Origin of the sequence: Achromobacter sp. JUb104, from assembly GCF_024806975.1 — a bacterium.
GTDB classification, from domain to species: domain Bacteria; phylum Pseudomonadota; class Gammaproteobacteria; order Burkholderiales; family Burkholderiaceae_B; genus Achromobacter; species Achromobacter spanius.
The window spans coordinates 1,485,047-1,508,143 of the sequence record NZ_JANUEY010000002.1 but is presented as its reverse complement, the minus strand read 5'-3'; the positions used below and the strand labels follow the sequence as shown (position 1 = coordinate 1,508,143).

General features: G+C 63.5%; 22 protein-coding genes. 13 read left to right on the top strand and 9 right to left on the bottom strand.

Annotated features, from left to right (window positions below; genetic code table 11):
- Nucleotides 1–38: 38 nt before the first annotated feature.
- Nucleotides 39–2,246, bottom strand: a complete 2,208-nt coding sequence (locus tag M2361_RS18700) for a TonB-dependent siderophore receptor (protein ID WP_259251134.1) — start codon at nt 2,244–2,246, stop codon at nt 39–41.
- Between the two features lie 167 nt (nt 2,247–2,413).
- Here M2361_RS18700 and M2361_RS18695 point away from each other — a divergent pair, with 167 nt between their 5' ends.
- From M2361_RS18695 to M2361_RS18670, 6 genes are all read left to right on the top strand, one after another.
- Nucleotides 2,414–3,367 (top strand): AraC family transcriptional regulator, encoded by a 954-nt coding sequence (locus M2361_RS18695; RefSeq protein ID WP_259251133.1) that lies wholly within the window; start codon nt 2,414–2,416, stop codon nt 3,365–3,367.
- A 77-nt stretch (nt 3,368–3,444) separates the two neighbouring features.
- Nucleotides 3,445–4,173, top strand: a complete 729-nt coding sequence (locus tag M2361_RS18690; RefSeq protein WP_259251132.1) for a bifunctional 2-polyprenyl-6-hydroxyphenol methylase/3-demethylubiquinol 3-O-methyltransferase UbiG — start codon at nt 3,445–3,447, stop codon at nt 4,171–4,173.
- Nucleotides 4,174–4,466: 293 nt separating this feature from the next.
- A complete protein-coding gene (locus M2361_RS18685) occupies nt 4,467–4,775 on the top strand; it encodes a DUF4148 domain-containing protein (protein ID WP_050448319.1) in 309 nt (102 codons plus the stop codon).
- A gap of 114 nt (nt 4,776–4,889) precedes the next feature.
- On the top strand, nt 4,890–5,198 hold the full coding sequence (locus M2361_RS18680; protein ID WP_259251129.1) for a DUF4148 domain-containing protein: 309 nt from the start codon (nt 4,890–4,892) through the stop codon (nt 5,196–5,198).
- Between the two features lie 115 nt (nt 5,199–5,313).
- The gene (locus tag M2361_RS18675; protein ID WP_230693728.1) at nt 5,314–5,622 is read left to right on the top strand and encodes a DUF4148 domain-containing protein; all 309 of its coding nucleotides are present in this window, start codon (nt 5,314–5,316) and stop codon (nt 5,620–5,622) included.
- 127 nt (nt 5,623–5,749) lie between these two features.
- Nucleotides 5,750–6,352 (top strand): TetR/AcrR family transcriptional regulator, encoded by a 603-nt coding sequence (locus tag M2361_RS18670; RefSeq protein WP_259251127.1) that lies wholly within the window; start codon nt 5,750–5,752, stop codon nt 6,350–6,352.
- 30 nt (nt 6,353–6,382) lie between these two features.
- Here M2361_RS18670 and M2361_RS18665 read toward each other — a convergent pair whose 3' ends face one another.
- The 3 genes from M2361_RS18665 to M2361_RS18655 form a co-directional block, all read right to left on the bottom strand.
- Entirely contained in the window at nt 6,383–7,240 is an 858-nt protein-coding gene (locus M2361_RS18665; RefSeq protein ID WP_259251126.1) for a cysteine hydrolase, read from the bottom strand.
- Nucleotides 7,241–7,485: 245 nt separating this feature from the next.
- Nucleotides 7,486–8,103, bottom strand: a complete 618-nt coding sequence (locus tag M2361_RS18660) for a TetR/AcrR family transcriptional regulator (protein ID WP_259251125.1) — start codon at nt 8,101–8,103, stop codon at nt 7,486–7,488.
- 119 nt (nt 8,104–8,222) lie between these two features.
- Nucleotides 8,223–10,394 carry a malate synthase G gene (locus M2361_RS18655; RefSeq protein ID WP_259251124.1) on the bottom strand — a complete coding sequence of 724 codons (2,172 nt, stop codon included), beginning with the start codon at nt 10,392–10,394 and terminating at the stop codon, nt 8,223–8,225.
- Nucleotides 10,395–10,633: 239 nt separating this feature from the next.
- Here M2361_RS18655 and glcC point away from each other — a divergent pair, with 239 nt between their 5' ends.
- The gene (gene glcC / locus M2361_RS18650) at nt 10,634–11,398 is read left to right on the top strand and encodes a transcriptional regulator GlcC (RefSeq protein WP_100853792.1); all 765 of its coding nucleotides are present in this window, start codon (nt 10,634–10,636) and stop codon (nt 11,396–11,398) included.
- A gap of 45 nt (nt 11,399–11,443) precedes the next feature.
- On the opposite strand, the gene M2361_RS18645 is transcribed toward glcC, so the two are convergent.
- The 5 genes from M2361_RS18645 to M2361_RS18625 form a co-directional block, all read right to left on the bottom strand.
- Nucleotides 11,444–12,565: a saccharopine dehydrogenase family protein gene (locus tag M2361_RS18645; RefSeq protein WP_259251123.1), complete on the bottom strand. Its 1,122-nt coding sequence runs from the start codon at nt 12,563–12,565 to the stop codon at nt 11,444–11,446.
- A gap of 203 nt (nt 12,566–12,768) precedes the next feature.
- Nucleotides 12,769–13,161, bottom strand: a complete 393-nt coding sequence (locus tag M2361_RS18640) for a DUF4148 domain-containing protein (protein WP_100853794.1) — start codon at nt 13,159–13,161, stop codon at nt 12,769–12,771.
- 345 nt (nt 13,162–13,506) lie between these two features.
- Nucleotides 13,507–13,923, bottom strand: a complete 417-nt coding sequence (locus M2361_RS18635) for a DUF1090 domain-containing protein (RefSeq protein ID WP_259251119.1) — start codon at nt 13,921–13,923, stop codon at nt 13,507–13,509.
- A gap of 167 nt (nt 13,924–14,090) precedes the next feature.
- Nucleotides 14,091–15,017 (bottom strand): 4-hydroxybenzoate octaprenyltransferase, encoded by a 927-nt coding sequence (gene ubiA / locus M2361_RS18630; protein WP_259251118.1) that lies wholly within the window; start codon nt 15,015–15,017, stop codon nt 14,091–14,093.
- Nucleotides 15,018–15,147: 130 nt separating this feature from the next.
- Nucleotides 15,148–16,350, bottom strand: coding sequence for a PLP-dependent aminotransferase family protein (locus tag M2361_RS18625; protein WP_259251117.1), 1,203 nt, complete (start codon nt 16,348–16,350; stop codon nt 15,148–15,150).
- 157 nt (nt 16,351–16,507) lie between these two features.
- Here M2361_RS18625 and M2361_RS18620 point away from each other — a divergent pair, with 157 nt between their 5' ends.
- From M2361_RS18620 to M2361_RS18595, 6 genes are all read left to right on the top strand, one after another.
- Complete coding sequence (locus M2361_RS18620) at nt 16,508–16,993, top strand: GAF domain-containing protein (protein WP_259251116.1); 486 nt, start codon at nt 16,508–16,510, stop codon at nt 16,991–16,993.
- 384 nt (nt 16,994–17,377) lie between these two features.
- The gene (gene dapA / locus M2361_RS18615; protein WP_259251115.1) at nt 17,378–18,271 is read left to right on the top strand and encodes a 4-hydroxy-tetrahydrodipicolinate synthase; all 894 of its coding nucleotides are present in this window, start codon (nt 17,378–17,380) and stop codon (nt 18,269–18,271) included.
- A gap of 134 nt (nt 18,272–18,405) precedes the next feature.
- Nucleotides 18,406–19,182, top strand: a complete 777-nt coding sequence (locus M2361_RS18610) for a sterol desaturase family protein (protein WP_259251114.1) — start codon at nt 18,406–18,408, stop codon at nt 19,180–19,182.
- Nucleotides 19,142–20,074, top strand: coding sequence for a fatty acid desaturase (locus M2361_RS18605; protein WP_259251113.1), 933 nt, complete (start codon nt 19,142–19,144; stop codon nt 20,072–20,074). Before M2361_RS18610 ends, M2361_RS18605 begins: the two co-directional genes overlap by 41 nt.
- Before the next feature lie 32 nt (nt 20,075–20,106).
- Entirely contained in the window at nt 20,107–22,038 is a 1,932-nt protein-coding gene (locus M2361_RS18600) for an iron-containing redox enzyme family protein (RefSeq protein ID WP_259251112.1), read from the top strand.
- The gene (locus tag M2361_RS18595) at nt 22,035–22,931 is read left to right on the top strand and encodes a DUF6999 family protein (RefSeq protein ID WP_100853801.1); all 897 of its coding nucleotides are present in this window, start codon (nt 22,035–22,037) and stop codon (nt 22,929–22,931) included. Before M2361_RS18600 ends, M2361_RS18595 begins: the two co-directional genes overlap by 4 nt.
- Nucleotides 22,932–23,097: the final 166 nt, after the last annotated feature.

The window sequence follows — 23,097 nt, the reverse complement described above, 5'->3', positions numbered from 1 at the left end:
GCGGGTCACCCGCGAATCACCCGCGATCCACGTCCGATTTACCAGCGATACCGCAGCGTCGCCATCACCGTGCGTTCCGCGCCCCAGTAGCAACTGACAGCGGTGCCCAGGCAGTTGGCGACGTAGCGCTTGTCGAACAGGTTGGACACGTTCAGCGCCACCTGCGCGCCGGCCAGCGTGGGGCTGGCGCGGCCCAGGTCATAGCGGATGGCCGCGTCCACCAGCGTGACGGCGGGGATGGCGTAGCGGTTGTTCAAGTCGCCATAAAAGCCGCCGCGGTACGTGACGCCGGCGCCCAGGCCCACGCCTTGCAGCGGACCGTCGCGCAGCGTGTAGTCGGCCCACAAGGCGGCTTGATGGCGCGGCACGAAGATCAACTGGTTGCCACGTTGCGCGGCGACGTTGGTCTTGGTGATTTCGCTGTCGCTCAACGCATACGACATGGTCAGGTCCAGCCCGTTGTCGAAACTGGCCTTGCCTTCCAGCTCGATGCCCTGCACCTGCGCTTCGCCGGTCTGCACGACAAAGCTGGTGTTGACGGGATCCGGCGTGCTGACGTTCTTCTGCGTGATCTGGAAGGCTGACAGCGTGATGAAGCTGTCGTAGCCATCGGGCTGGAACTTCACGCCGGCTTCGTACTGTTCGCCCGTGGTGGGCTTGAGCGCCGAGCCGTCGCGCGTGACGCCCGTCATGGGTTGGAAAGACGTGGAATAGCTCAGGTACGGCGCCAGACCATTGTCGAAGCGATAGGTCACGCCGGCGCGCCCAGTGAAGCGGTCCGCATCGGCCTTGCGGGACGTCCAGCCCCATTGGCCGCCGCTGCCCACGGTGCCGTTGTCGGTGGTGCCTTCGGTCCAGTCATAGCGGCCGGCGAACGTGAAGCGCAGGCGGTCCAGTTCAATTTGGTCTTGCGCGTACAGGCCTAGCTGCGTGCGCGTCATGTTGATCTTGGTGGCGGTGGGCGGGCGCGTTACCGAGGTGCCGTAGTCAGGGTCGAACACGTCAAACAAGGGGGACGCGGGTGGCAGCATCAGGCCCAGGCTGCTCTCGTTGTAGCGGGACTTTTCGCGCAGGTAGTCCAGGCCGAAGGTCAGGTCATGACGCATCGGGCCGCTGCTGAACTTGGCGTTCAACTGGTTATCGATCTGAAAGGTGTGCGAGGTTTCGGGAAAGGCCCAGGCGTAGCGGATGGCCTGGGTGTCCGACACCATCGCGCCAATCTGCACGCGCCGCGTGTTGGTGTCGACGTTCGTGTAGCGGGCGCTTTGGCGCAGGCTCCAGGTGTTGTTCACGCGATGGTCTAGCGTGTAGCCGACCATGGTTTGTTCGTTGGTGAAGATGTCGTAGCCGGGTTCGCCCACGAAGCGGTCGCGCGGGATGTAGCCGGCGGTGTCGCTTTTTTCCAGCGTGCCGATGACGGGCAACACGGGGGCGCCGCCGCCGCCATGGCTGGTGATCTTCTGATATTGGGCGCTTAGGTTCAGGCTGGTGTCGGACGACGGGCGCCAGGTAAAGCTGGGGGCGATGAACTGGCGTTCGTCGTCAACGTGCTGATACTGCGTATCGCTGTCGCGCAGCGTGCCCGTCAAGCGGTATAGGAACTTGCCTTCTTCATCGGCCGGGCCAGAGAAGTCGAATGCGCCCTGAAAGCGGTTGAAGCTGCCCGCCTGCAACACCACTTCGTTAAGTGGCTCGGCGGTGGGGCGCTTGCTGGTCATGTTGACCAGACCACCCGGCGCGCTTTGGCCGTACAGGCCTGACGACGGGCCTTTCAGGATTTCGATGCGCTCCAGGCCATAGGTGTCGATACGTGGCTGCGAGTAGCCGCGCGCGCCAAAGGGCAGCAGCAGGCCGTCCAGATAGCGCGACGGCGTAAAGCCGCGTATGGTCAGCCAGTCATAGCGCACGTCGTTGTCGCCGTATTGCGCAATCACCCCCGGGGTGTAGCGCACGGCCTGGGCGACCGAGGTGACGCCGCGCTGGTCCATTTCATTGCGGGTAATGACGTTGATGGTCTGGGGCGTGTTGATGAGTTCCGCGTCCGACTTGGTGCCCGAGCGGCTGCGCGTGGCCACGAAGTCCGCGCCAGAGGTGGGCGACGCGTCGCGCGCGCCTTGCACCACCACCGGGGCCAGCGTGGTCACGCCGCTTGCGGCAGGCGGCGCGGTTTGGGCGGCGACGACAGCCGGCGACGCGGCAATGGCGGCCAACAGCGCCAACGGCAGCGGCTTCTTGGAAAAGGACACGGTGTTACCCCTGGTTCAATTTATAATTAACAAGAATCATTCCTAAGCGTCGGCATGATTCCAGATCCCGGTTTTTCTGTCTGACGTTTCTTCGGCGCCGATTGACGGTTTTGCTGCCGCCCCGTTTTTTGCGCCCGCCACCTATGCCTGCCAGCGCCACCGCGCCCTTGTCTACTCTGTCACTGCCCGACCCCTGCACGGGTCCCGTCCAGCCGCATGAATGGTGGCGCGGCACGCTGCCGACCGTGCCCGCCACCGACGACTGGGAAGATGTCATCGAAAAAGTGCTGCGGGTTGATGATGGCGTCAGCCTGGTGGTGCTGGATGGCTGCCCACGACGAACCTTGACGATTCCCGCGCCGGGCGCGCCGGTATTCGGCATGCAGGTCTGGCTGGAAGGCGATGCCCTGTTGGCGCTGGAAGGGGGTGAGCCTCTGAAGGTGACGGGCGGCGCGGCGCTTTTGTTCAACCACGAGCGCGTGATGGGCTGGGCCACGCATCTGCCGGCCAGGCGTCGGGTGCGAATGGTGGATATCCGCTACACGCCGGACGCGCTGACGCGCGCGGGCGGCACGATGCCCATCGGCTTGCTGCGGCAGCGTTTTCACCGCGATGTCAGCGTACCGGCGCAGGGGTCCTTGGTGGCGTCGCTGGACGCGCCCGCCGGCTTGCTGGCCTTGGCGGGCAGCCTTTCCAGCGATGCGCCGCCAGCGGCAGACGCGCGGCGCCTTTGGTATCGCGCCAAGACCCTTGAAATGCTGTCGGCATTCGTGCAGCTACTGTCCTTGCCTGCCGCGCTGGCCGGCCCCGCGGCGCACGAACATCAACGGATACGTCACGCGTGCCAACTGTTGCGGGATCGCTGCGCGGAACACTGGCCGCCGGGGCTTCTGGCGCGCACGGTGGGGCTGTCAGAGAAGCGCTTGCAGCAATTGATGCGCGAATGCGTGGGCCGTTCGGTGCATGCCTATCTGAGTGATATGCGGCTGGCCCGCGCATCGGACTTGTTGCAGGCCGGCATGAGCGTGACGCAGGTGGCGGGCGAGGTGGGCTTTTCCAGCTTGAGCCATTTCAGCAAGGTCTTCAAACTGCGCTACGGCGCGTCGCCGCGATCCTGGTAAGGTCGGATCCAGCCTGACGCATCCGCAGCCGGAATGCGCAATACAGGCGTACGAATGCCCTGCACAAAGGACGCGCCATGACGCAAAACATCTATGACACCGCTGAGTTTTTCGAAGGCTATAGCCAGATGGCCCGATCCGTGCACGGCCTGGATGGCGCGCCCGAATGGCCAGCACTGCAGGCGCTGATACCCGCATTGGCCGGCAGCCGCGTGGTGGACCTGGGCTGTGGCTTTGGCTGGTTCTGCCGGTGGGCAGAAGCGCAGGGCGCCGCCCAGGTATTGGGCCTGGACGTATCCCAAAACATGCTGGACCGCGCACGCGCCACGACGCCCGCCGGCCGAATCACTTATCAACGCGCCGACCTGGAAAACCTGACGCTACCCGCCGCGGCCTACGACTTTGCCTACAGCTCTTTGACGCTGCATTACATCGAACGATTACCCGAGTTGTTTGCCGCGATTTATCGCGCGCTGACGCCAGGAGGGCATTTTGTGTTCTCTGCCGAGCACCCCATCTACACCGCGCCGGCGCAGCCGGGCTTCGTGCAAGATGCCACCGGGCGCCGGGTCTGGCCGCTGAACCAATACGCCGTGGAGGGGCCGCGCACCACGGACTGGTTGGCCAAAGGCGTGATCAAGCAGCACCGCACGCTGGGCACGTATTTGAACCAGTTGATCGCGGCCGGGTTCACCATCACGCACGTGCAGGAGTGGGCGCCGACGGCTGAGCAACTGGCGGCGCAACCGGCGCTGGATGAAGAGCGTGATCGCCCGATGATGGTGTTGGTGGCGGCGACGCGCTAGCGCGTTGTGGTCCCCCGGCATCATGAAATATTTAGTTTCACAAAACCCGCTTGCGCTATCTATCTAGTAGTAGGTAAGATTCATCCATCGACGCAGCACAAGCAGCAACCGCAGCAGGCAGTACAGGCCACACCCCGGAAACACCGCTGCCGCCGAAGCCAGAAATACAGTAGGACGATTTTTTGATTGGCCCTTTTTATTTATCGCCGTACCTATCTATAAGTAGATAGCTGGCGATCGTAACCCAAACTCAACCGAAGCATCTTTCGCATATTCCATCTGGAGAACTGACCATGAAGACCCTCGTATCCGCCCTGATCCTGTCCGCCTCGTTCATTGGCGCCGCCCAAGCCGGCGAACTGGACTACCCGCCCGAACTGAACACCGCCAGCACCGTGACGCGCGCCCAAGTGCAGCAAGAACTGGCTGCCGCCCGCGCCAACGGTGAACTGGAATTCGGTGAAGAAGGCTACGCCGCGACGACGTTTGCTGATGCTGGCTCGGACAAGACCCGCGCCCAAGTGAAGCAGGAATTGGCCGCCGCCCGTGCCCAAGGCCTGACCGAGAGCAACGAACTGGCCTACCCGCCCGTGCAAGGCTGAGTTTTTTGAAGCCTTATCTATCTAGGCATAGATAGCTTTCGAAGCAACGTTTCATCCTGATTGTTCAAACCGATTGCCCCCATACGCAGCACTGATCCTTACTGGAGATTAACCATGAAGACCCTCGTATCCGCCCTGATTCTGTCCGCTTCGTTCATTGGCGCCGCTCAAGCCGGTGAACTGGACTACCCGCCTCCCCTGAACACCGCCAGCACCGTGACGCGCGCCCAAGTGCAGCAAGAACTGGCTGCCGCCCGCGCCAATGGCGAACTGGAGTTCGGTGAAGAAGGCTACGCCGCGACGACGTTTGCTGATGCTGGCTCGGACAAGACCCGCGCCCAAGTGAAGCAGGAATTGGCCGCCGCCCGTGCGCAAGGCCTGACCGAAAGCAACGAACTGGCGTACCCGCCCGTGGAAGGCTGAGTTTTTTGAAGCCTTATCTATCTAGGCATAGATGGCTTTTCGAAGCAGCGTTTCATCCTGATTGTTCAAACCGCTTGCCCCCTTACGCAGCATTGATCCTTACTGGAGTTCAACCATGAAGACCCTCGTATCCGCCCTGATTTTGTCCGCCTCGTTTATCGGCGCCGCCCAAGCTGGCGAACTGGACTATCCGCCTCCCCTGAACACCGCCAGCACCGTAACCCGTGCCCAAGTGCAGCAAGAGTTGGCCGACGCCCGCGCCAATGGCGAACTGGTGTTCGGTGAAGAAGGCGAATCCGCCACGGCCTTTGCCGCCGTCGGTGCCGACAAGACCCGCGCTCAGGTCAAGCAAGAACTGGCTGCAGCCCGTGCCCAAGGCCTGACCGACACCGGCGAACTCGACTACCCGCCCGTGCAAGGCTAAGCCGATGCCGGCACATGCGAACCCCGGGGGGCGGGATGTTTCCCGGCCGGGGTTCGCACGGGCTTCGGTCCACACACTAGGGCGGGCACCGATGACGGACCGACCTATTAGTAGGTAATATTCAGCCATGGACACTCCGACCCCCAACACAACCCGAGACCTGCTGCTGGCGCATGCCGAAAAGCTCATCCGAACGCGCGGATGCAATGGTTTCAGCTACCGCGACTTGGCGGAGCATGTGGGCGTGAAGACGTCCAGCATTCACTATTATTTTCCAGGCAAGGACGACCTGCTGTACGAAGCGGTCGAAGCCTACAGCACGCGCGCGCTGGGTGCCATACGCGGCATCGACACCACGCAGCCTGCCCAAGCGCAGCTTAAGGCGTACCTGTCGATGATGGAATCGGCGGCTTGCGGCGAAGGTGAACTTTGTCTGGGCGGCATGTTGGCCGCTGACATCATGACCTTGTCTGAGCGCGTTCGCGGCGCATTGCAGGGATTTTTCCGTGCTCACGAAGCGTGGCTGGCGCGTGTGCTGGCTCAAGGCGCCGCTGAGGGCACGCTGAGATTCTCTGGCTCGGCTGACGCGGCAGGCCGCGCGGTCTTTGCTACCGTGCAAGGCTGCCTGCTGGTCTCGCGGCTGTTCCAGCAACCGCCCGCGTTGTGCGAGGCCATCAGCGCCTTGTACGTGGCATGCGACAAGGCCGCCAAGCCCGCGGCTGGCGTCTAAGCGCAGCAGGACTGACGTCAACCACGGATGTCAGCTTTGCAGCGCGCGCGCCATGTCGATGCTGGTGCGTTCCTGTACGCCCAGATCGCGCATGCGTTGCAGAAAAGTTGTCTGAGCGTCTTCGAAGCCGGGGACGGGGCTCATGCAGTCGGTCAGCAGCACAATGCGCGACAGATTGCCCCCAGGCAGATGTTCGGACAGATGCTCCACCGTGGCTCGCACGCAATGGCTGCCCGCTTCGCCCGCGACCAGGATGAGGTCGGAACGATCCAGCGAATCCAGCAAGCCGCGGTTTAGTTGGCTGCGCGGGTCATCGGGGTCCGGCACTTCGGCCATCAGCGCGCTGTAGTGTTCCGTCCATGGGTTCGTGCCCTTGGGCACCTTGCGCACGATGAATTGCCCGGCGTCTTCCCAGCGGTTGTACGCCGCCCGCACGTCGGGGTGCACGTTGTGGCCCCACGTGCCGATTTCGCAATGCACCGGCCACACCATCAGCGTGTATCGGCCCCGTGCTTCAAGCTGGTCCAGATAGGTCAGGGTGCGTGGCAGGTCGTCCGCGTGGCGAGGCACAAACTGGCCGGCACGCAATTGCGCGGCGGATATCGGCGTGAACGGCTCGACGGCCTGACCTTCACCGGCGTGCCAGAACGTTGGATGCGCGATGTCCACGCGATGGTGCGAATCCAGCGTGACGGTGATCGAGCTTAATACTGGCGCGGTGGCGTCGATGAAACGCGCCAGCCGCTGCATGTCGGCGTGGGCGCCCGGCACGGGCAGGGCGGGTTGCCTGGCCTGTCCGGTCATGGGATCCCGGGGCAGGTAAGGCTCGGGCAGATCGCAGAAATCGTTCTGCGGGTCGACGATCAATAAATGGACGGAACGCGGCATAGGGAATTTCGATGGCCTTTTCCGGAATATAGACCGGGATGACGCTTGACCACTAGAACAGCACTAGATGTTCCGCGCAGTCGGGCAATTCACGCAGCAGGGCGCGCCATTGCCGCCAAAGGTAGGCCAGTACGGCGAGGGCAAGAGCGGCGATCAGCATCCACATGGCAGTATCCAAAGAATATTTCGCACGATCGTGCGAAATTGGTCCAGAAAATCGCCGGCATTGGCCGGCGGGGAGTGGGTTATTCCAGGTACGTAAAGCTGCGGTACGTCGAGATAAGCCTGTCATAGGCAGCGCGCACGCGCGCGGGGGCTTTCGGGTCCCGCAGGAAGCGGGCGTCATGCATCAGGCCGATCATCAGGCTGTACACCTCGAACACAAGTTGTTCCGGGTCGGTGTCGGGCCGCAAATGGCCGGCCTCAAGCGCTTGGCGCACCGTGCGCACCATGGCCGTGCGCCAGCGCCGCAGGTTGCCTTCCAGCACGGCCCGCAGCGGCGATTCCACGTCGTCGTACTCAAAGGCGCCGGCCACATAGACGCAGCCCGTCGACAGCTCGACGTTGCTGGCGCGCTCCACCCATAGCGACACCAGCGCGTTCAAGCGGGGCAGGCCACGCGGTTGCGCCATGGCGGGGGTGAAGACGGCGGCCACAAAGCGCCGGTCATATTCGTCCAGCACGGCCTGCTGCAAGGCTTCCAGCGAACCCACGCGCGAAAATACGCCGCTTTTGCTGATGCCGAGCCGCTTGGCAACTTGGCCCAGCGACAAGCTTTCCATGCCTTGGGTCGCGGCCATCTCCAGGGACGCATCCACGATGGCGGCGAAGGTCAGCTCGCTCTTTTCTGTTTTGGCAGTCATGCGGCAGAATTTAGCACGACTGTGCGAAAGTAATGTGTTTATTAAATGGGGCTTATTTGGCTGGCAAAAAAAAACGGGCAGCCCAGGCTGCCCGTTTTAGCGTGTAACGCGAACAGCGATCAGGCCGCCTTGAACTGCAGGCGATACTTGTGCAGCAAGGGTTCGGTGTAGCCGTTCGGTTGCGTCAGGCCTTCAAACACCAGGGCGCATGCGGCCTTGAACGCCAGCGAGGTGTCGAAGTTGCCGGCCATCGGCTGGTAGAGCGCGTCGCCGGCGTTCTGGCCATCCACCACCTTGGCCATGCGCTTGAAGGTCTCCATGACCTGGTCCTTGTTGGTCACGCCGTGGCGCAGCCAGTTGGCGATGTGCTGGCTGGAGATGCGCAGGGTGGCGCGGTCTTCCATCAGGCCCACGTTGTGGATGTCGGGCACTTTGGAGCAACCCACGCCCTGGTCGATCCAGCGCACCACGTAACCCAGGATCCCCTGCACGTTGTTGTCCAGTTCCTGCTGGATGTCGGCGGCGGACCACTTGGACGGGTCGCCTACCGGCACGGTCAACAGCCCACCCAGCAAGTCGTCGCGCACGCTGTCCAGCTTGGTGCGTTCCAGTTCCTTCTGCACCGCTTGCACGTCGATCTGGTGATAGTGCAGCGCGTGCAGCGTGGCGGCGGTGGGCGAAGGCACCCAGGCGGTATTGGCGCCGGCCTTCGGATGCGCGATTTTCTGTTCCAGCATGGCCGCCATCAGGTCGGGCATGGCCCACATGCCCTTGCCGATCTGGGCACGGCCGCGCAGGCCGGTGTCCAGCCCGACCAGCACGTTGTTGCGCTCGTAGGCCGTGATCCAGGCGGTGGACTTCATGTCGCCCTTGCGCAGCATCGGGCCGGCTTCCATGCTGGAGTGCATTTCGTCGCCGGTGCGGTCCAGAAAGCCCGTATTGATGAAGGCAACGCGCGAGGCCGCCGCGCCAATGCAGGCCTTGAGGTTGATGCTGGTGCGGCGCTCTTCGTCCATGATGCCCATCTTCAACGTGTTGCGCGGCACCTTGATCAGGTCTTCCACGCGGTCGAAGAGTTCGCTGGCGAAGGCGGCTTCATCGGGGCCATGCATCTTGGGCTTCACGATGTAGACCGAGCCGGTACGCGAATTCAGCTTGGCGGTGCGGTCGTGCAGCGCGGCCAGGCTGGTGACGACGGCGTCCAGAATGCCTTCCGGGATTTCCTGGCCATCGCGGTCGAGGATGGCGGGGTTGGTCATCAAGTGGCCCACGTTGCGCACGAACATCAGCGAACGGCCATGCAAGGTCAGCGCGCCGCCGTCCGGGCGCGTGTACTGGCGGTCGGCGTTCAGCTTGCGGGTGAAGGTCTTGCCGCCCTTGGTGACGTCTTCGGTCAGGTCGCCCTTCATCAGGCCGAGCCAATTGCGGTAGATATGGACCTTGTCGTCGGCATCGACGGCGGCGACCGAGTCTTCGCAGTCCATGATGGTGGTCAGCGCGGCTTCAACCAGCACGTCCTTGACGCCGGCGGCGTCGGTGCTGCCGATGGTGTTGGCGCGGTCGATCTGGATTTCGAAGTGCAGGCCGTTGTTCTTCAACAGGATAGCCGTGGGGGCGGACGCCTCGCCTTGGTAGCCGGCGAACTGCGAGCCGAACTTCAGGCCGGTGACCACGCCCTTGGCCAAGGCCACGCGCAGTTGGTCGCCTTCAACGGTGTAGCTTTGCGCGTCGGCGTGCGAACCGTTGGCCAGCGGGGCGGCGGTATCAAGGAAGCTGCGCGCGCGTGCAATGACCGCGGCGCCGCGCTCGGGGTTGTAGCCCTTGCCGGTGTCGCCCGGCGTGGCGGGAATGGCGTCGGTGCCGTAGAGGGCGTCATACAGGCTGCCCCAACGCGCATTCGCGGCGTTCAAGGCATAGCGGGGGTTCGACATCGGCACGACGAGTTGCGGGCCGGCCTGCTGCGAGATTTCGGTATCGACGTTATCGGTGGTGGCCTGCACGCTGGCGGGCTGGGGCAGCAGGTAGCCGATGCCCTCCAGAAACTTGCGGTAGGCGGCCGGGTCGGCGATGGGGCCGGGGTTGGCGCGGTGCCAGGTGTCCAGTTCGGCCTGCAGGCGGTCGCGTTCGGCCAGCAGCGCGCGGTTCTTGGGCGCCAAGTCGTGTACCAGCGCCGCAAAGCCCTGCCAGAACCCGTCGGCATCCAGGCCGGTGCCGGGCAAGGCTTCTTGTTCGATGAATTGGTTGAGATTGGCCGCCACTTGCAGGCCGTGGTGCTGGATGCGTTGAGTCATGCGGGTCTCTAACGGTAAGTAGGGCTGGCCGGCGCCGGGGCGCCGGGCGAATCTGTTTTGACATCATCGTTCGCACCCGCTCCAATGTCCATATCAAAACCAGCTGGTCATACCAGTTTGTTTACGGCGGTGAAGACAGATACCAGATTTTTGTGGTTCTATATCAGCCACTTACGAGGGTATGGTAATTCGCCGGAAACACTGGTTCGGCTTGGTCATACCACTGGTGCGGAGATTGCATGTACGCGGAAACAGAAGAAAAACCCCGCCAGGTGGCGGACGAGGTCGCCGAACGTATCGAACGCCTGATCCTGGATGGCGTGCTCAAGGCGGGGCAGGCGTTGCCGTCCGAACGGCGCTTGACTGAAAAGCTGGGCGTGTCGCGCACGGCGCTGCGCGAAGGGCTGAAGCTGTTGCGCGCGCGCGAGATCATCCACACCGCGCAAGGCAAGGGCTCGTTCGTGGCGCACATTTCAAAGGTGGACGCCGGGCCGTTGATGCATCTGTTCAACTCGCAGCCCCGCACGCTGTACGACCTGCTGGAAGTGCGTTCGCTGCTGGAAGCCGAGTCCGCGCGGCTTGCCGCCATACGTGGCACCGAGGCGGATTTCATCATGATCCGCCGTCGTTATGACGACATGGTGGCGGCGCAGGGCACGGCCACCGATACGGCCACCCACGCCCATCTGGACCACGCCTTTCATCTGGCGATCTGCGAGGCCTCGCATAACCCGGTGCTGGTGCACACGCTGCAATCGCTGACGGATCTGCTGCTGGGTTCGGTGTTTGCGTGCGTGAACAACCTGTACCACCGCGAACCCGAAAAGCGGCAGATCGACCGGCAGCACACGCGCCTGTTCAACGCGGTGACGGGACGCCAGCCGGAACAGGCGCGCAAAGCCGCCGCCGACCATGTGGACAGCGTGCGTCAAAGCTTGTCGGATATCGAACAGGAAGAACAGCGGCTGGTGCGCGCGACGCTACGTCTGGAAGGTTGGACCTAACGCCGCGCGGGCGGGCGTGTGCGCCCGCGCGATGGAAAGCGGCCTTTAGCGGTCGGCCGTTGCGCAGCCTGCCAGCGCCAGCGGTTTGCCAGCGTACACACGGCCGAAGCGGTTGTTCAGCAAGGCATCCAGATCAATCGCTTCCTGGCCCACGAATCCCTTTTGCGGCAAGGCGCCTTGCGCCACCAGATCCAGCGCCGCGCAGATGCCCGCCGCCGTGGACAACTGGATGGCGCTAAGGCGGTGGCCGTCCACGTCCGCGCCGAACACGCGGATCGGGTAGGACTCTTCTTCCAAGCGGCCGTGACGATGGCCGGATGCCGAGGCCTGGATGACGATGACGTCCTGCTCGGTGGTGGGAATGGCGGACTCGAAAATATCCTTGAGCAGGTCGCGGCGATCGCGCAGGCGCAGGTCGTTGAGCAGCAACTTCATGATGTTGCAGTGGCCGGGATAGCGCACGGATTTGTAGTCGACGTTGCGGGCACGGCCCAGCAGCGTCGCGGGCAGTGTGCCCAGGCCGCCCGAGGTGTTGAAGGCTTCGTATTCCACGCCATCCAGCGCGAACGTTTCATAGCCTTCCAGCGCCGGCACGCTGGTCAATTGCCCATCGACGATGGCCTCACAAGGGTTGCAGTATTCGTTGATGAGGCCTTCGGTGCTCCAGGTCAGGTTGTAGCGCAAGCTGTTGGAGGGGTAACGCGGCAGCGCGCCCACGCGCATGCGCAGGTCTAGCAAGGTGTCGAAGCGGCGTGCCAGCGCGTTGCCGACGATGCCGATAAAGCCGGGAGCCAGGCCGCATTGCGGCATCAACACGCTCTGCACATCGCCCGCCAGCGCCTGAATGGCGTGGGTGCTGGCGACGTCTTCGGTCAGGTCAAAGTAGTGCACGCCGGCACGGGCGCAAAGGCCTGCGACGGCGGTGGCGCGATGAAAGGGCAGGGCGTTGACCACGGCATAGGCGCCTTCGATGCAGCGCGCCACCGAGGCGTCGTCACTGATCTGGCGGGTTTCGCAGCCCAGTTCGGCCAAAACCGTCAGCCGGGCGGGGTCCTGATCGGCAACCAGAACGGTGTAATCGCCGCTGCGTTCCAGCATCAGGGCAATAGCGAAACCGATTTTTCCGGCGCCCAGCAAGACGATGGGGCGGGTGGCTGAGGTGGACATGGTGCTGCTCCTGCAATCAAAGGGGATGGGGGTGGCCTCATCCTATGCGTGAGCGCTGTCGATTTGTAGAATCAAATCTGTCGTAACGGTTTAAGTTAACGCCGATATGACTTAATTGCATGTCGAATCGTCAAAAACAAAGCCCCCCGGCGTTTGCCGAGGGGCTTTCGATGGGGCTGTCACGGCCTTTTCAGGCCCGTGGATCAGCTGCCCATGGGGGGGTAGTCCAGGTTGCCGAAGGTGACCAGGCCTTCCGCCTTGGCTTGGGCCAGTTGCGACTGAACCTGCGAACGGCTCAGCGACGTGGCGTGTTCAGCAGCGGCGACGGGCGGGTAGTCCAGGTTGCCGAAGGTGACTTCGCCAGCGTTCTTGGCTTGGGCGAGTTCAGCTTGGACTTGTTGCGAGGTCAGGCTGGACGTCTGGGCGATGGGGGCGGGGTAGCCTTCTTCGCCGAACGTGTATTGGCCCGAAACCTTGGCTTGTTGCAGTTCGGCCTGAACCTGTGCGCGGGTCGGGCCTTGGTCGGCTTCGGCGGCTTGCGCGCCGGCAGCCAGAACGGACATGGACAGCATCAATGCGGTAGCAAGGGTTTTCATAGCAGACCTCCGGTGTCTTGTGAGCTTGGGATTCGAACCGCTGGCGTCATTGCCGGGGGTTCGCTTGCTGTGTCCCGATGAGATGCATTCTGTGCTCAAAGAACCCTGGGATAAACCCTTATTACCTGAAAACATCTTTCCAAATTCTGTGCTAATCGATTTGAATTCCACCAGTTGGCACCATGGGTGGTGATATTTCCGTCTGATGACACGATAGGTGGTGGTCGAGGCAGCCGCGCTCATCCACCCACAAACGCGCATGCCCGGAAAATCAGTCGCACGCCCCAAAACCAAAAGCCCCGGGATAGGCCCGGGGCTTTGCAAGGCGAGAAAGGCGCAAAACGCTTAGCGGTTCAACTCAACCAGCGCGGCGTTGTATTCGGACTGGGCTTCTTCCAGCTTGCGCTGGGCCTTGTCGATTTTGTCTTGCTTGCCCTTGGCGCGGGCTTCCTTCAACTCTTGCTCGCGTTCGGACACCTTGGTTTGTTTCTCACGCACGTCGGCTTCGCGCTGCGACTGCAGGCGGCCGTCGGTGCAATTGGCACGGGCTTCGGCCAGTGCCTTCTTCAAGCCGGCTTCGCGGCGCGTGTTGTTCTGTGCCTGGGCAGCGGCGATGTCGTTTTCGATTTCGCAGAATTTCGCGGCGCAACCGCGCTGCGCCGAGCAGTCGGTGGCGGCTTGCGCGGGCATTGTGCCGAACACGGCACCGAACATGGCGGATGCGGCGGCGGCAGTCGCCAGGGATTTCACGAAAGAGGGCATGCGGTGTCTCCGTAGGTCGTTTCGACAAGCGCCATGATGGCGCGATCCGGCCCAGGCGGCAATGCGCGCGCGGCAAATCGTGACCGGCTCATGCCCAGGATTTTCGCCGAACCTACGCCGGAACTACGCCGGATCTGCGCCGCGTCTGCGTGCATGCCCCGTCTTGCCTAGCGGATCAGCGTGCCCGCCAACGCGGCCGCAACCAGCAGCGCGCCCAGCCACAGATTGGCGCGGAACAGCATGAAGTTGCGGTCGGGCCGCTGGATGTCGAACACCTTCAATTGCCACGTCAGATGTACCGCCACGGCGGCCATCCCCACCTGATACGCCCACGACAGCCCCATGGCGTGGCCACCCCAGGCCCACAGCACGACGGTGGCGATATAGAACCCGCCTATCCAAAGCTTGCCCTGGTCGCCAAAGCGCATGGCGGTGGAATGCAGGCCCAGGCTGCGGTCATCGCGCACGTCGACATAGGCGTAGATGCTGTCGTAGCCCACCTGCCAAAGCACCGCACCCAGCCACATCGCGATGGCGGCCAGGGGCACCACGTTCTGCGTGTCGGACCAGGCCATCAGCATGCCCCAGTTAAAGCAGATGCCCAGCACCACTTGCGGCCAGTACGTGACGCGCTTGCACAGCGGGTAGATGAAGACGAAGGGCAGCACGGCCAGGGCCAGCCAGCGGCTCATCTCGTTCAGGAAGAACAGCAGGGATCCGCAGACCAGCAACTGGCCCACCAGGAACCACACGGCGTTCTTCATCGACAACTGGCCGCTGGTCAGCGGACGGAAGCGCGTGCGTTCGACGTGCTTGTCGAAGTTGCGGTCGCACATGTCGTTGACGGTGCAGCCGATGCCGCGCATCAGCAGCGCGCCCAGCGAAAAGACGATCAGCCGTTGCAGGTTGGGCAGCCCGCCCGCGGACTGCACCAGCGCGGCAATGGCCGGCAACAACGTCAGCCACGTGCCGATGGGCCGGTCCAGGCGGCAAAGGCGGGCGTAGGGACGCCACGACTTCGGGAGCCAGCGTTCGACCCAGTCGGTGAAGACGATGTCGCTGAGATCGACGGGAGATTGTTGCGAGGCGCTCACTGTCACGGTCAGAAAATGGTCGGGAAAGCCGACAGCATAAAACAACGGCCGGGCATCGCGCCCGGCCGTGGAAGGTCAATCGCCGTTCAGGATGCGGTTTTCAGGCCGCATTGCCCTGGCTACGGTTTGCTTATGCCGTGTATTCCTTGAGCAGCTTGCCCAGGATGGCGATGCCCGTGCGGATCTTGTCTTCCGGCACGGTGGCGAAGCTAAGGCGCAGCGTGTTCGGCTTGCCCGCGCCGCTGTAGAACGGCGCGCCCGGCACGAAGGCCACGTTTTGCGCGATGGCCTTTTCCAGCAGCTTGGTGCTGTCCATGTGTTCGGGCAGCGTCAGCCAGATGAACATGCCGCCTTCCGGCTTGGTCCAGGTGACGGTGGACGGGAATTCCTGCTTGATCGCGTCCAGCATGCAGCTGCCCTGGGCGCGGTAGATTTCGCGCACGTTGGGCAGGTGCTCTTCCAGGAACCCGTCCTTGACGATTTCGTACACGGCCATCTGCGTCAGCGTGGGCGTGTGCAGGTCGGTGGCTTGCTTGGCCTGCACCAGCTTGTTGATCAGCGAGCGCGCGCCGGCGATGTAGCCCAGGCGCAGGCCGGGGGCCAGCACCTTCGAGAACGTGCCCAGGCGAACGACGTTGGCGCCGTATTCGGCGGCCAGCGCGATCAGGCCCGGCTGCGGCTCGCCTGCGTAGCGCAGTTCGCCATAGGGGTCGTCTTCAACGATGGTCAGGTTCAGTTCGGCGGCGCGCTTGACCAACGCGATGCGGCGTTCCAGGTTCAGCGTGCGGCCCGTGGGGTTCTGGAAATTGGGCAGCGCGTACAGGAAGCGCGCGCCGTCGGCCAGTTCCGGCGTGATGGCTTCGGGGATCAGGCCGCCTTCATCGGTGGGCACCGGCACGAACTTCGGCTGGTACAGGCTGAACGATTGCAGGGCGCCCAGGTAGCTGGGGTCTTCGACCAGCACCTTGCTGTCCTTGTCGATCAGCACTTTGCCCAGCAGGTCCAGCGCCTGCTGCGAACCCGAAACGATCAGGATCTGGTCGGCGGCGACGTTGGCGCCCGCGCGGTTCAGGTCGTCGGCAACCCATTGGCGCAGCGGCGCAAAACCTTCGGTGGGGCCGTATTGCAAAGCCGCGCGGCCGTTGGTGGCCAATACCTTGTCGAACGCAGCACGTACCACTTCTACCGGGAAGCCGCCGGGCGCCGGCAGGCCGCCAGCGAACGAAATGACTTCGGGACGCTCGGTGACCTTGAGGATCTCGCGGATGGCGGAGCTGGTAAGTTGCTGGGCGCGTTCCGAAAAGGAAAACGCAGGTTCGAGAGGCTTGTCCATGGATTGCTTCTTGAAGAAGAAGGGTAAAGGGAGAGGCTTGTAACGGGACTGCGACAAAAAAGTATTGTCCCACACGCTAGCAGCCCGGCCCCTTTAACGCGTGGAACCCCTAAAATCACCTGCATCGAAAACCGCCTGTACAGTTACATTTATCGCCATGTTTGAAGCCGCCCCGATCGTCGCCGACTCCAAGTCCGCCCTGTATGCCGAACTGGTGGCACAGGCCCGCGCGCTGCTGGAAGGCGAACCCGACCGCATCGCCAACGCCGCCAACTTGAGCGCGCTGGCCTATCAAGCCTTGCCCGATCTGAACTGGGCGGGCTTTTATTTCTTTGATGGCACCGATCTGGTTCTTGGACCCTTCCAGGGCAAGCCGGCCTGCGTGCGCATTCCCTTGAATCGCGGCGTGTGCGGCGCGGCCGCGAGCCAACGGCAGACGCAGTTGGTACCCGACGTGCATGCCTTCCCCGGCCACATCGCTTGCGACGCCGCGTCGCGTTCGGAAATCGTGGTGCCGCTGGTGCATCAGGGCGAACTGATCGGCGTCTGGGATGTGGACAGCCCCGTGCCTGATCGCTTCGACGAAGACGACCGCCAAGGCATGGAGGCGCTGTGCGCCGTGTTCCTGGCCAGCCTGGGTTAAGCGTAGACAAGCGCGGGCTAAGCGCCGTCGAGCCGTCCGATGCGCGCAAGGCCGCCCGCCACCGCGCGCCGTTGACACGTTGACGGTCGCCCGGTAGATTTCCGCATCAGCCGCCGACGCGCGTCTTATCGTTTTTATTCATTCATGATTCTTCAGGCCATCCAATCCGCTTCCTGCATCCGCGCCCTGGGCGTGGTGCTGGCTGCCGTCGGCCTGAAATCCAAAAAACAGCCGCTCATCTGACCGGAGCATGCTGTTCCGTCAGATGGGCGACGGAACAGCGGCCTCCTGGTGGCGCCTCAGCGCCTCCGCGCGCATCCTCTGATATCCCGAGCACTTCTGTACGGTCCAACCGCGGTCCGCCTACATCGAAGGAGTGTTCTCATGTCTATTCAACAATCTGTGTTCCAAGGCGTCTGGGTGCCGTTGGTGACGCCGTTTTCCGGTGGCGCTGTCGACGGTGGGGCTTTGCGCCGCCTGGTGCGCCACTATGCCGCCGCGGGCGTGGACGGGCTGGTCGTGTGCGGCAGCACGGGCGAGGCCGCGTCACTGGACGACGCCGAGCAGCTGGCAGTGTTGGACGCCGTGTTGACCGAAGCCGGCCGGCTGCCCGTCATCATGGGCCTGGCGGGCAACCACCAGGGGCATGTGCTGCAACGCCTGTCGGCCTTTGGCACGCGACCGCTGGCGGGCATCCTGGCGCCCGCGCCGTACTACGTGCGCGCCGGCCAGGAAGGGGCCGCCGCCTATTTCCGCCGCCTGGCCGATACCTCGCGCTTTCCCCTGGTGCTCTACGACATTCCGTACCGCACGGGCACCACGCTTGAGACATCGACGTTACTGTCGCTGGCCGCGCATCCGAACATTGCCGCCATCAAGGATTGCGGCGGGTCCTTGGACAAGACGTTGGCCTTGATCGCCGACGGCCAGATGAACGTGCTGGCGGGCGAAGATCTGCAAACCTTGTCCGTGCTGTGCCTGGGCGGGGCCGGCATGATTGCCGCCGCCGCGCATGTACGGCCTGACCTGTTCGTGGCCATGTACCAGGCGGTGCGCGCGCAGCAACTGGACGTGGCGCGTCGGCTGTTCCACGCCTTGGCGCCGGTGATCCGTCTGGCTTTCGAAGAACCCAACCCCGGCCCGCTGAAGGCACAGCTTGGGCGCCAGGGCCTCTTGACCGAAGAACTGCGGCAGCCGATGCCGGCGGCCAGCGCGGCGTTGGCACTGCGCCTGGACGCGGCCGTTGCGGGCCTGAACCGCCAGTTTCCTTGCCAGTAGACGGAAGTTAGGCCGCAATCGCGCTGTTCCATTCAGCTTTGTGGTGCCCGGATTCATTTTGTAATAAATGCCTTACCGGGATGCTGACGGATTGCTTATGATGCGGCCATTCTTCGGGGTGAAACAAAACGTTCATGGCTCAAGCATTTGAAGCCTTGTCCGCCTGGCAGGTGATGCTGGCGGGGCTGCTGTTTTTCGGCGGCATCTATCTGGTTTTTGGTGCGGCCACCTGGCTGCTGACCCAGCACGTGTTGCCGGCACTCGGCATAGGCCGGTCGCTGGATCCGCGCCCCTTGGGCCCCGGCCAGCTACGCCGTGAATTTGCGCAGTCCGGGCTGTCCATCCTGCTGTTTGGCACCGGCATGATCTTTCCCTGGGGCTTGCTGCAACTGGGTTGGGCGCATCTGGACCCGAACCCAAGCTGGCAAAAAGTGGTGGTGGAAATCCTGGTGCTGGTCGCCTGGAACGATGTCCATTTCTGGATCAACCACCGCTTGCTGCACACCAAGCTGCTGCGCCGTTTCCACTTGCCGCATCATCGGTCCGTGGTGACCACGCCGTTCTCGACCTACAGCTTTCATCCCATCGAAGCGCTGATGCTGGGCAACGTCATCATGCTGCCCATGGTGCTGCATGATTTCAGCTTCTGGGCGTTGGCGTCGGTGCCGCTGTTCAGCCTGTTCTTCAATTGCATCGGCCACGCCAATTACGATTTTTTCCCCAAGGTGTCCTACGCGCACTGGTTCGCCGCCAGCCGGCGCCACCATCTGCACCACGCCTGCTACAACGGCAATTACGGCTTCCAGTTCACCTTCATGGACCGCTTGTTCCGCACGCGCCTGCAAGCCGAGGCCGCGGCCCCCCAGCTGGATGCCTTCCAGCGCAGAGAATCTGTTGGCGGCAAGGCTTAACGCGCGGCGCCGCCTGCCGTCGCTGCGCAACCGGCGCGACTGGCAAAGCCTGGCCTACCTGGCCGCGCTGCCCGCGTTGGCGGCGTGGCAATGGGTGTACGGATTCTGGTGGCCGCTTTACGCGCTGATGCTTTTTTTGACCTTGGGCATCGGCGTCATCCATCACAACCACACGCACATCCGCATGTGGCGCGGACGCTGGACCAATCGCGCCACCGATTTCTGGATCACGTTGCTGCAGGGGCACCCAACGTTTGTGTTCTATCCCGCGCATGTGGCGAACCATCATCGCTACAAGCATGGCGTACGCGACGCCGCGCGCACGTACCGTTTTGGCGGCGACACGAATCACCTGTGGGGCTATGTGCTGCACCCGTTCCAGGCGGGCTGGGTGCTGTACCCGATGTTCTTCGCGTGGCTGGGGCGACTGCGCCGCCACTGGCCGGGCGCGTGGCGCTACAGCATGGCGCAATACGGTGCGTGGCTGGGCTTGTGGGGCGGGCTGCTGGCGGTGAATCCCGTCAAGGCGCTGGTGTTGGTGATCGTGCCGCAGTTGCACGGACTGCACTGGCTGCTGGCCACCAACTACTTGCAGCACGCGCACGCCGACGGCGGGCCGCGCCAGGTGGCCGGCCTGAATTACGCGCGCAATTTCGAAGGGCTGGTCAACCCGATGCTATTCAATATCGGCCTGCATACCGCGCATCACGAGCATCCGCGCGCGCATTGGTCCGAACTGACCCGGCTGCATCGCGAGCACTATCGCTTGCGCGTCGACCCGGCACTTAACGAACGTGGGCTGCTGCCCTATATGTGCCGCGTCTTCGTGCTGGCGGCGTTCGTGCCGCGTTTGCGCAGCCGTTCCCGCATGGCGCCCGAGCATGTCCGCTAGCGTCCCATTCATTCCCCATCGAGGCCTGTCACATGCCCATCGCGTTTAATCGTGTCTACCTGGAAAGCGCCGGCTATTTCATGCCGGGCGAAGCCGTGTCCAACGACGCCATGGACAGCTACATTGCGCCGCTGAACCGGATGTCCAGCCGCATCAAAAGCCGCATCCTTGCCGAGAATGGCATCAAGCAGCGCTACTACGCTATCGACCCGGAAGGCCAGACGGTCTACACGAACGCGCAACTGGCGGCCAACGCCATCCGCGACTGCCTGCGGCGCAATGACAGCGACCTTGCCGCTGTGTCCTTGCTGACCAGCGGATCGTCGGGTGGCGATGCGCTGATGCCGGGCTTTGCCAACATGATCCAGGGCGAGCTTGCCGCGCAGCCGATGGAAACGTTGTCGGTGCATGGCATTTGCGCGGCGGGCGTGTCGGCGATCCAGGTGGCGGCGCAGGGCGTGGAGATGGGCGGACACGCCAGCGCCCTGGCCGTGGCCAGCGAATTGCCGTCGCGCCTGTTCAAGCGATCGCGCTTTGCGGCGCGTGGCTATGACGCGGACTTTGACGCGCACTTCCTGCGCTGGATGCTGTCGGATGGCGCGGGCGCCTTGCTGCTGGGCAACTCGGGCCGCGCGCTGGCAGGGGCATCGCAGGGCGTTCGGCTGAAGCTGAAATGGGTGCATCAGCGCTCGTTCTCGGGCGACTACCCCGTGTGCATGCAACTGGGCCTGTCCGCTGACCGCCAAAAAGGCCATCTGGATTATCCGTCCTGGAACGAGGCCGAGGCCGACGGCGCGCTGTCGCTGCGGCAGGACATCCGCCTGTTGCCGCATCTGTTCGACATCGGCATCCACGAGTACGCCAAGCTGGTGCGCGACGGCTGGCTGGATCCGGATCAGGTCGACCATTTCCTATGTCATTACTCGTCTGAAAAATTCATCCCCGTGGTCGAAGACCTGATGGAAAAGGCGGGTCTGGTGATTCCGCGCGAGCGCTGGTTCAGCAACCTGGCGTGGCGTGGCAACACCGGCGCGGCGTCGATCCTGATCATGCTGGCCGAGTTTTTGGAAACGCGCGAGATCAAGCCGGGCGAACAGATCTTCTGCTACATCCCCGAGTCGGGGCGCTTCATGGCGGCCTATATGCTGCTGGAGGCCGAAGCGGTGCATGCGCCGGCGGTGGCCGGAACCACGATGTCCGCCGCCAAGCCCGCGACCCGCGACGACACGCAAAGCGATGACGCCGACGCCATCGCGCCGCCGCACGACCCCGACATGGCCCCGCAAGGCCTGGGCCAATTGCTGACCGAGCTGGCCGCCATCTGGCACGACTACCGTTCGCGGGTATGGCGCACGCCGGTGGTGCGCCGGCTGCGCAACCGCCAATTCCAGACGGCCGACTACCTGAACTGGATGGAGAACTGGATTCCGCAAGTGCGCGAAGGCAGCAAGTGGATGCGCGAGGGCGCGGCGTCGCTGACGGAGCAGTACGCGCCGCTTGCCGCGCTGATCGACATGCATGCCGGCGAAGAACAGAACGACTTCCAGATTCTGTTTCAGGACTACCGCACGGCAGGTGGCGCGGTCGATAACATCGACGCGCTGCGCCGTAACCCCGGTGGCGAGGCGCTGAACGCCTATCTGCACGGCCTGGCCGCCACGCGCGACCCGATTGGCCTGCTGGGCGCCATCTACATCATCGAGGGCACGGGCCAGCGCATCGTGCCGGCGCTGTTGCCGCTGTTGAAAGCCAGCCTGAAGCTGCCGCCCGATGCCTTCCGCTTTCTGGAATACCACGGCCACAACGACGAGCATCATCTGGCGCGTTGGTTGTCGGCGGTGGAACTGGCGCTGGATTGCGACGAAGACGGCCGGGCCGAACAACGCATCGTGGACACCGCGCGCCGTACGGCCGCGCTGTACCTGATGCAGTTCCACCACGTGATGGAGGGCGATGCGGCATGAGCAAGGAACCCGATTTTCTGGCCAAGCCGCACGACCCGGCCGACCCCAACCCCTGGCTTGCCCTGTATCTGGACCGCAGCACGCCCTTGCCGGACAAGGTGAAGAAGGCCTGGCTGACGGACTCCAGTTGCGCCTCGCGCCAGTATCTGCTGCCGTTCCTGCGGCCGCTGGCGCGCGCCTTCATCATCTTGATCCAGGTGGTGAAGACGTTTCTGCCGCGCCGCTGGTCGCATTCAAAGCTGCTGCATCGCATTCTGGCCTGGGGGCTCAAACGCTTTGTGTCGCCCGAGGCCAACTGGCTGATCCTGCGCCACTTCCATCTGGGCGCGCAGGCGCTGGCGTTCATCGCCGCGAATTCGCCGGTGCCAATCACGACCACGCCGCTGCAACCGCTGGAAATCGATGATCTGAAAGACGAACTCTTCGTCAAGCACGACCTGAACCTGTTCAACTTCGTCATCCGCCTGAACCAGGCGCTGCGCGAAGCCGGCGTGGAAATGCATGCGCCTGAAACGGTGGACTTCTCGATGATCCAGGACCCGCCGCTGAAGTTGGAAGACATGCCGCAGGGCAGGTTGAACTTCCTGGACCTGCAAAGCGCCATCGAACTGTTCACGCCGCTGTATCAGCTGATGCTGACCGACAACGACTTCTGGCGCGCGGCCAATTCGTTGCAGCTGGATGAGACCATCGGCATCTATACGGCCAAGTTGCTGGGCGCGCCGCAGCACCTGATCCTGGTCAACAACAGCCATCCGCTGGTGCCGCTGTCGACCTTGCGCGCGGGTTACCGCCTGGTGCTGCACGGCTTGTCCACCGAGATGCTGCACAGCTTGCTGATGGAGATGAAGGCGGCGCAGCAGGGGGCGGAACCGCCCGCGCCGATCAGCTAGACAAGGCCTGGGAGCGCGTCTTCGCATCGGGCGTAGCGCGGCGCGCCTTGGTGTAGACCCTGCGTTACAGGGCCATATGCCTGCGTTATATTGCCTGCCTTGTTCGGTGAGCAGCGCCGGATCGCGTTCGCATCGCGTGAATTTCCGTTGCGTGATTCTTTATTTC

Excerpts from the sequence above, each read along its gene's own strand:
- dapA (WP_259251115.1), top strand. The coding sequence starts at position 17,378 with ATGTCTATTCAACAATCTGTGTTCCAAGGCGTCTGGGTGCCGTTGGTG.
- M2361_RS18690 (WP_259251132.1), top strand. The coding sequence starts at position 3,445 with ATGACGCAAAACATCTATGACACCGCTGAGTTTTTCGAAGGCTATAGC.
- M2361_RS18625 (WP_259251117.1), bottom strand. The coding sequence starts at position 16,350 with ATGGACAAGCCTCTCGAACCTGCGTTTTCCTTTTCGGAACGCGCCCAG.
- M2361_RS18605 (WP_259251113.1), top strand. The coding sequence starts at position 19,142 with ATGCCTTCCAGCGCAGAGAATCTGTTGGCGGCAAGGCTTAACGCGCGG.
- M2361_RS18685 (WP_050448319.1), top strand. The coding sequence starts at position 4,467 with ATGAAGACCCTCGTATCCGCCCTGATCCTGTCCGCCTCGTTCATTGGC.
- M2361_RS18610 (WP_259251114.1), top strand. The coding sequence starts at position 18,406 with ATGGCTCAAGCATTTGAAGCCTTGTCCGCCTGGCAGGTGATGCTGGCG.
- M2361_RS18640 (WP_100853794.1), bottom strand. The coding sequence starts at position 13,161 with ATGAAAACCCTTGCTACCGCATTGATGCTGTCCATGTCCGTTCTGGCT.
- M2361_RS18665 (WP_259251126.1), bottom strand. The coding sequence starts at position 7,240 with ATGCCGCGTTCCGTCCATTTATTGATCGTCGACCCGCAGAACGATTTC.
- M2361_RS18680 (WP_259251129.1), top strand. The coding sequence starts at position 4,890 with ATGAAGACCCTCGTATCCGCCCTGATTCTGTCCGCTTCGTTCATTGGC.
- glcC (WP_100853792.1), top strand. The coding sequence starts at position 10,634 with ATGTACGCGGAAACAGAAGAAAAACCCCGCCAGGTGGCGGACGAGGTC.
- M2361_RS18670 (WP_259251127.1), top strand. The coding sequence starts at position 5,750 with ATGGACACTCCGACCCCCAACACAACCCGAGACCTGCTGCTGGCGCAT.
- M2361_RS18600 (WP_259251112.1), top strand. The coding sequence starts at position 20,107 with ATGCCCATCGCGTTTAATCGTGTCTACCTGGAAAGCGCCGGCTATTTC.
- M2361_RS18660 (WP_259251125.1), bottom strand. The coding sequence starts at position 8,103 with ATGACTGCCAAAACAGAAAAGAGCGAGCTGACCTTCGCCGCCATCGTG.
- M2361_RS18645 (WP_259251123.1), bottom strand. The coding sequence starts at position 12,565 with ATGTCCACCTCAGCCACCCGCCCCATCGTCTTGCTGGGCGCCGGAAAA.
- M2361_RS18595 (WP_100853801.1), top strand. The coding sequence starts at position 22,035 with ATGAGCAAGGAACCCGATTTTCTGGCCAAGCCGCACGACCCGGCCGAC.
- M2361_RS18675 (WP_230693728.1), top strand. The coding sequence starts at position 5,314 with ATGAAGACCCTCGTATCCGCCCTGATTTTGTCCGCCTCGTTTATCGGC.
- M2361_RS18655 (WP_259251124.1), bottom strand. The coding sequence starts at position 10,394 with ATGACTCAACGCATCCAGCACCACGGCCTGCAAGTGGCGGCCAATCTC.
- M2361_RS18620 (WP_259251116.1), top strand. The coding sequence starts at position 16,508 with ATGTTTGAAGCCGCCCCGATCGTCGCCGACTCCAAGTCCGCCCTGTAT.
- M2361_RS18635 (WP_259251119.1), bottom strand. The coding sequence starts at position 13,923 with ATGCCCTCTTTCGTGAAATCCCTGGCGACTGCCGCCGCCGCATCCGCC.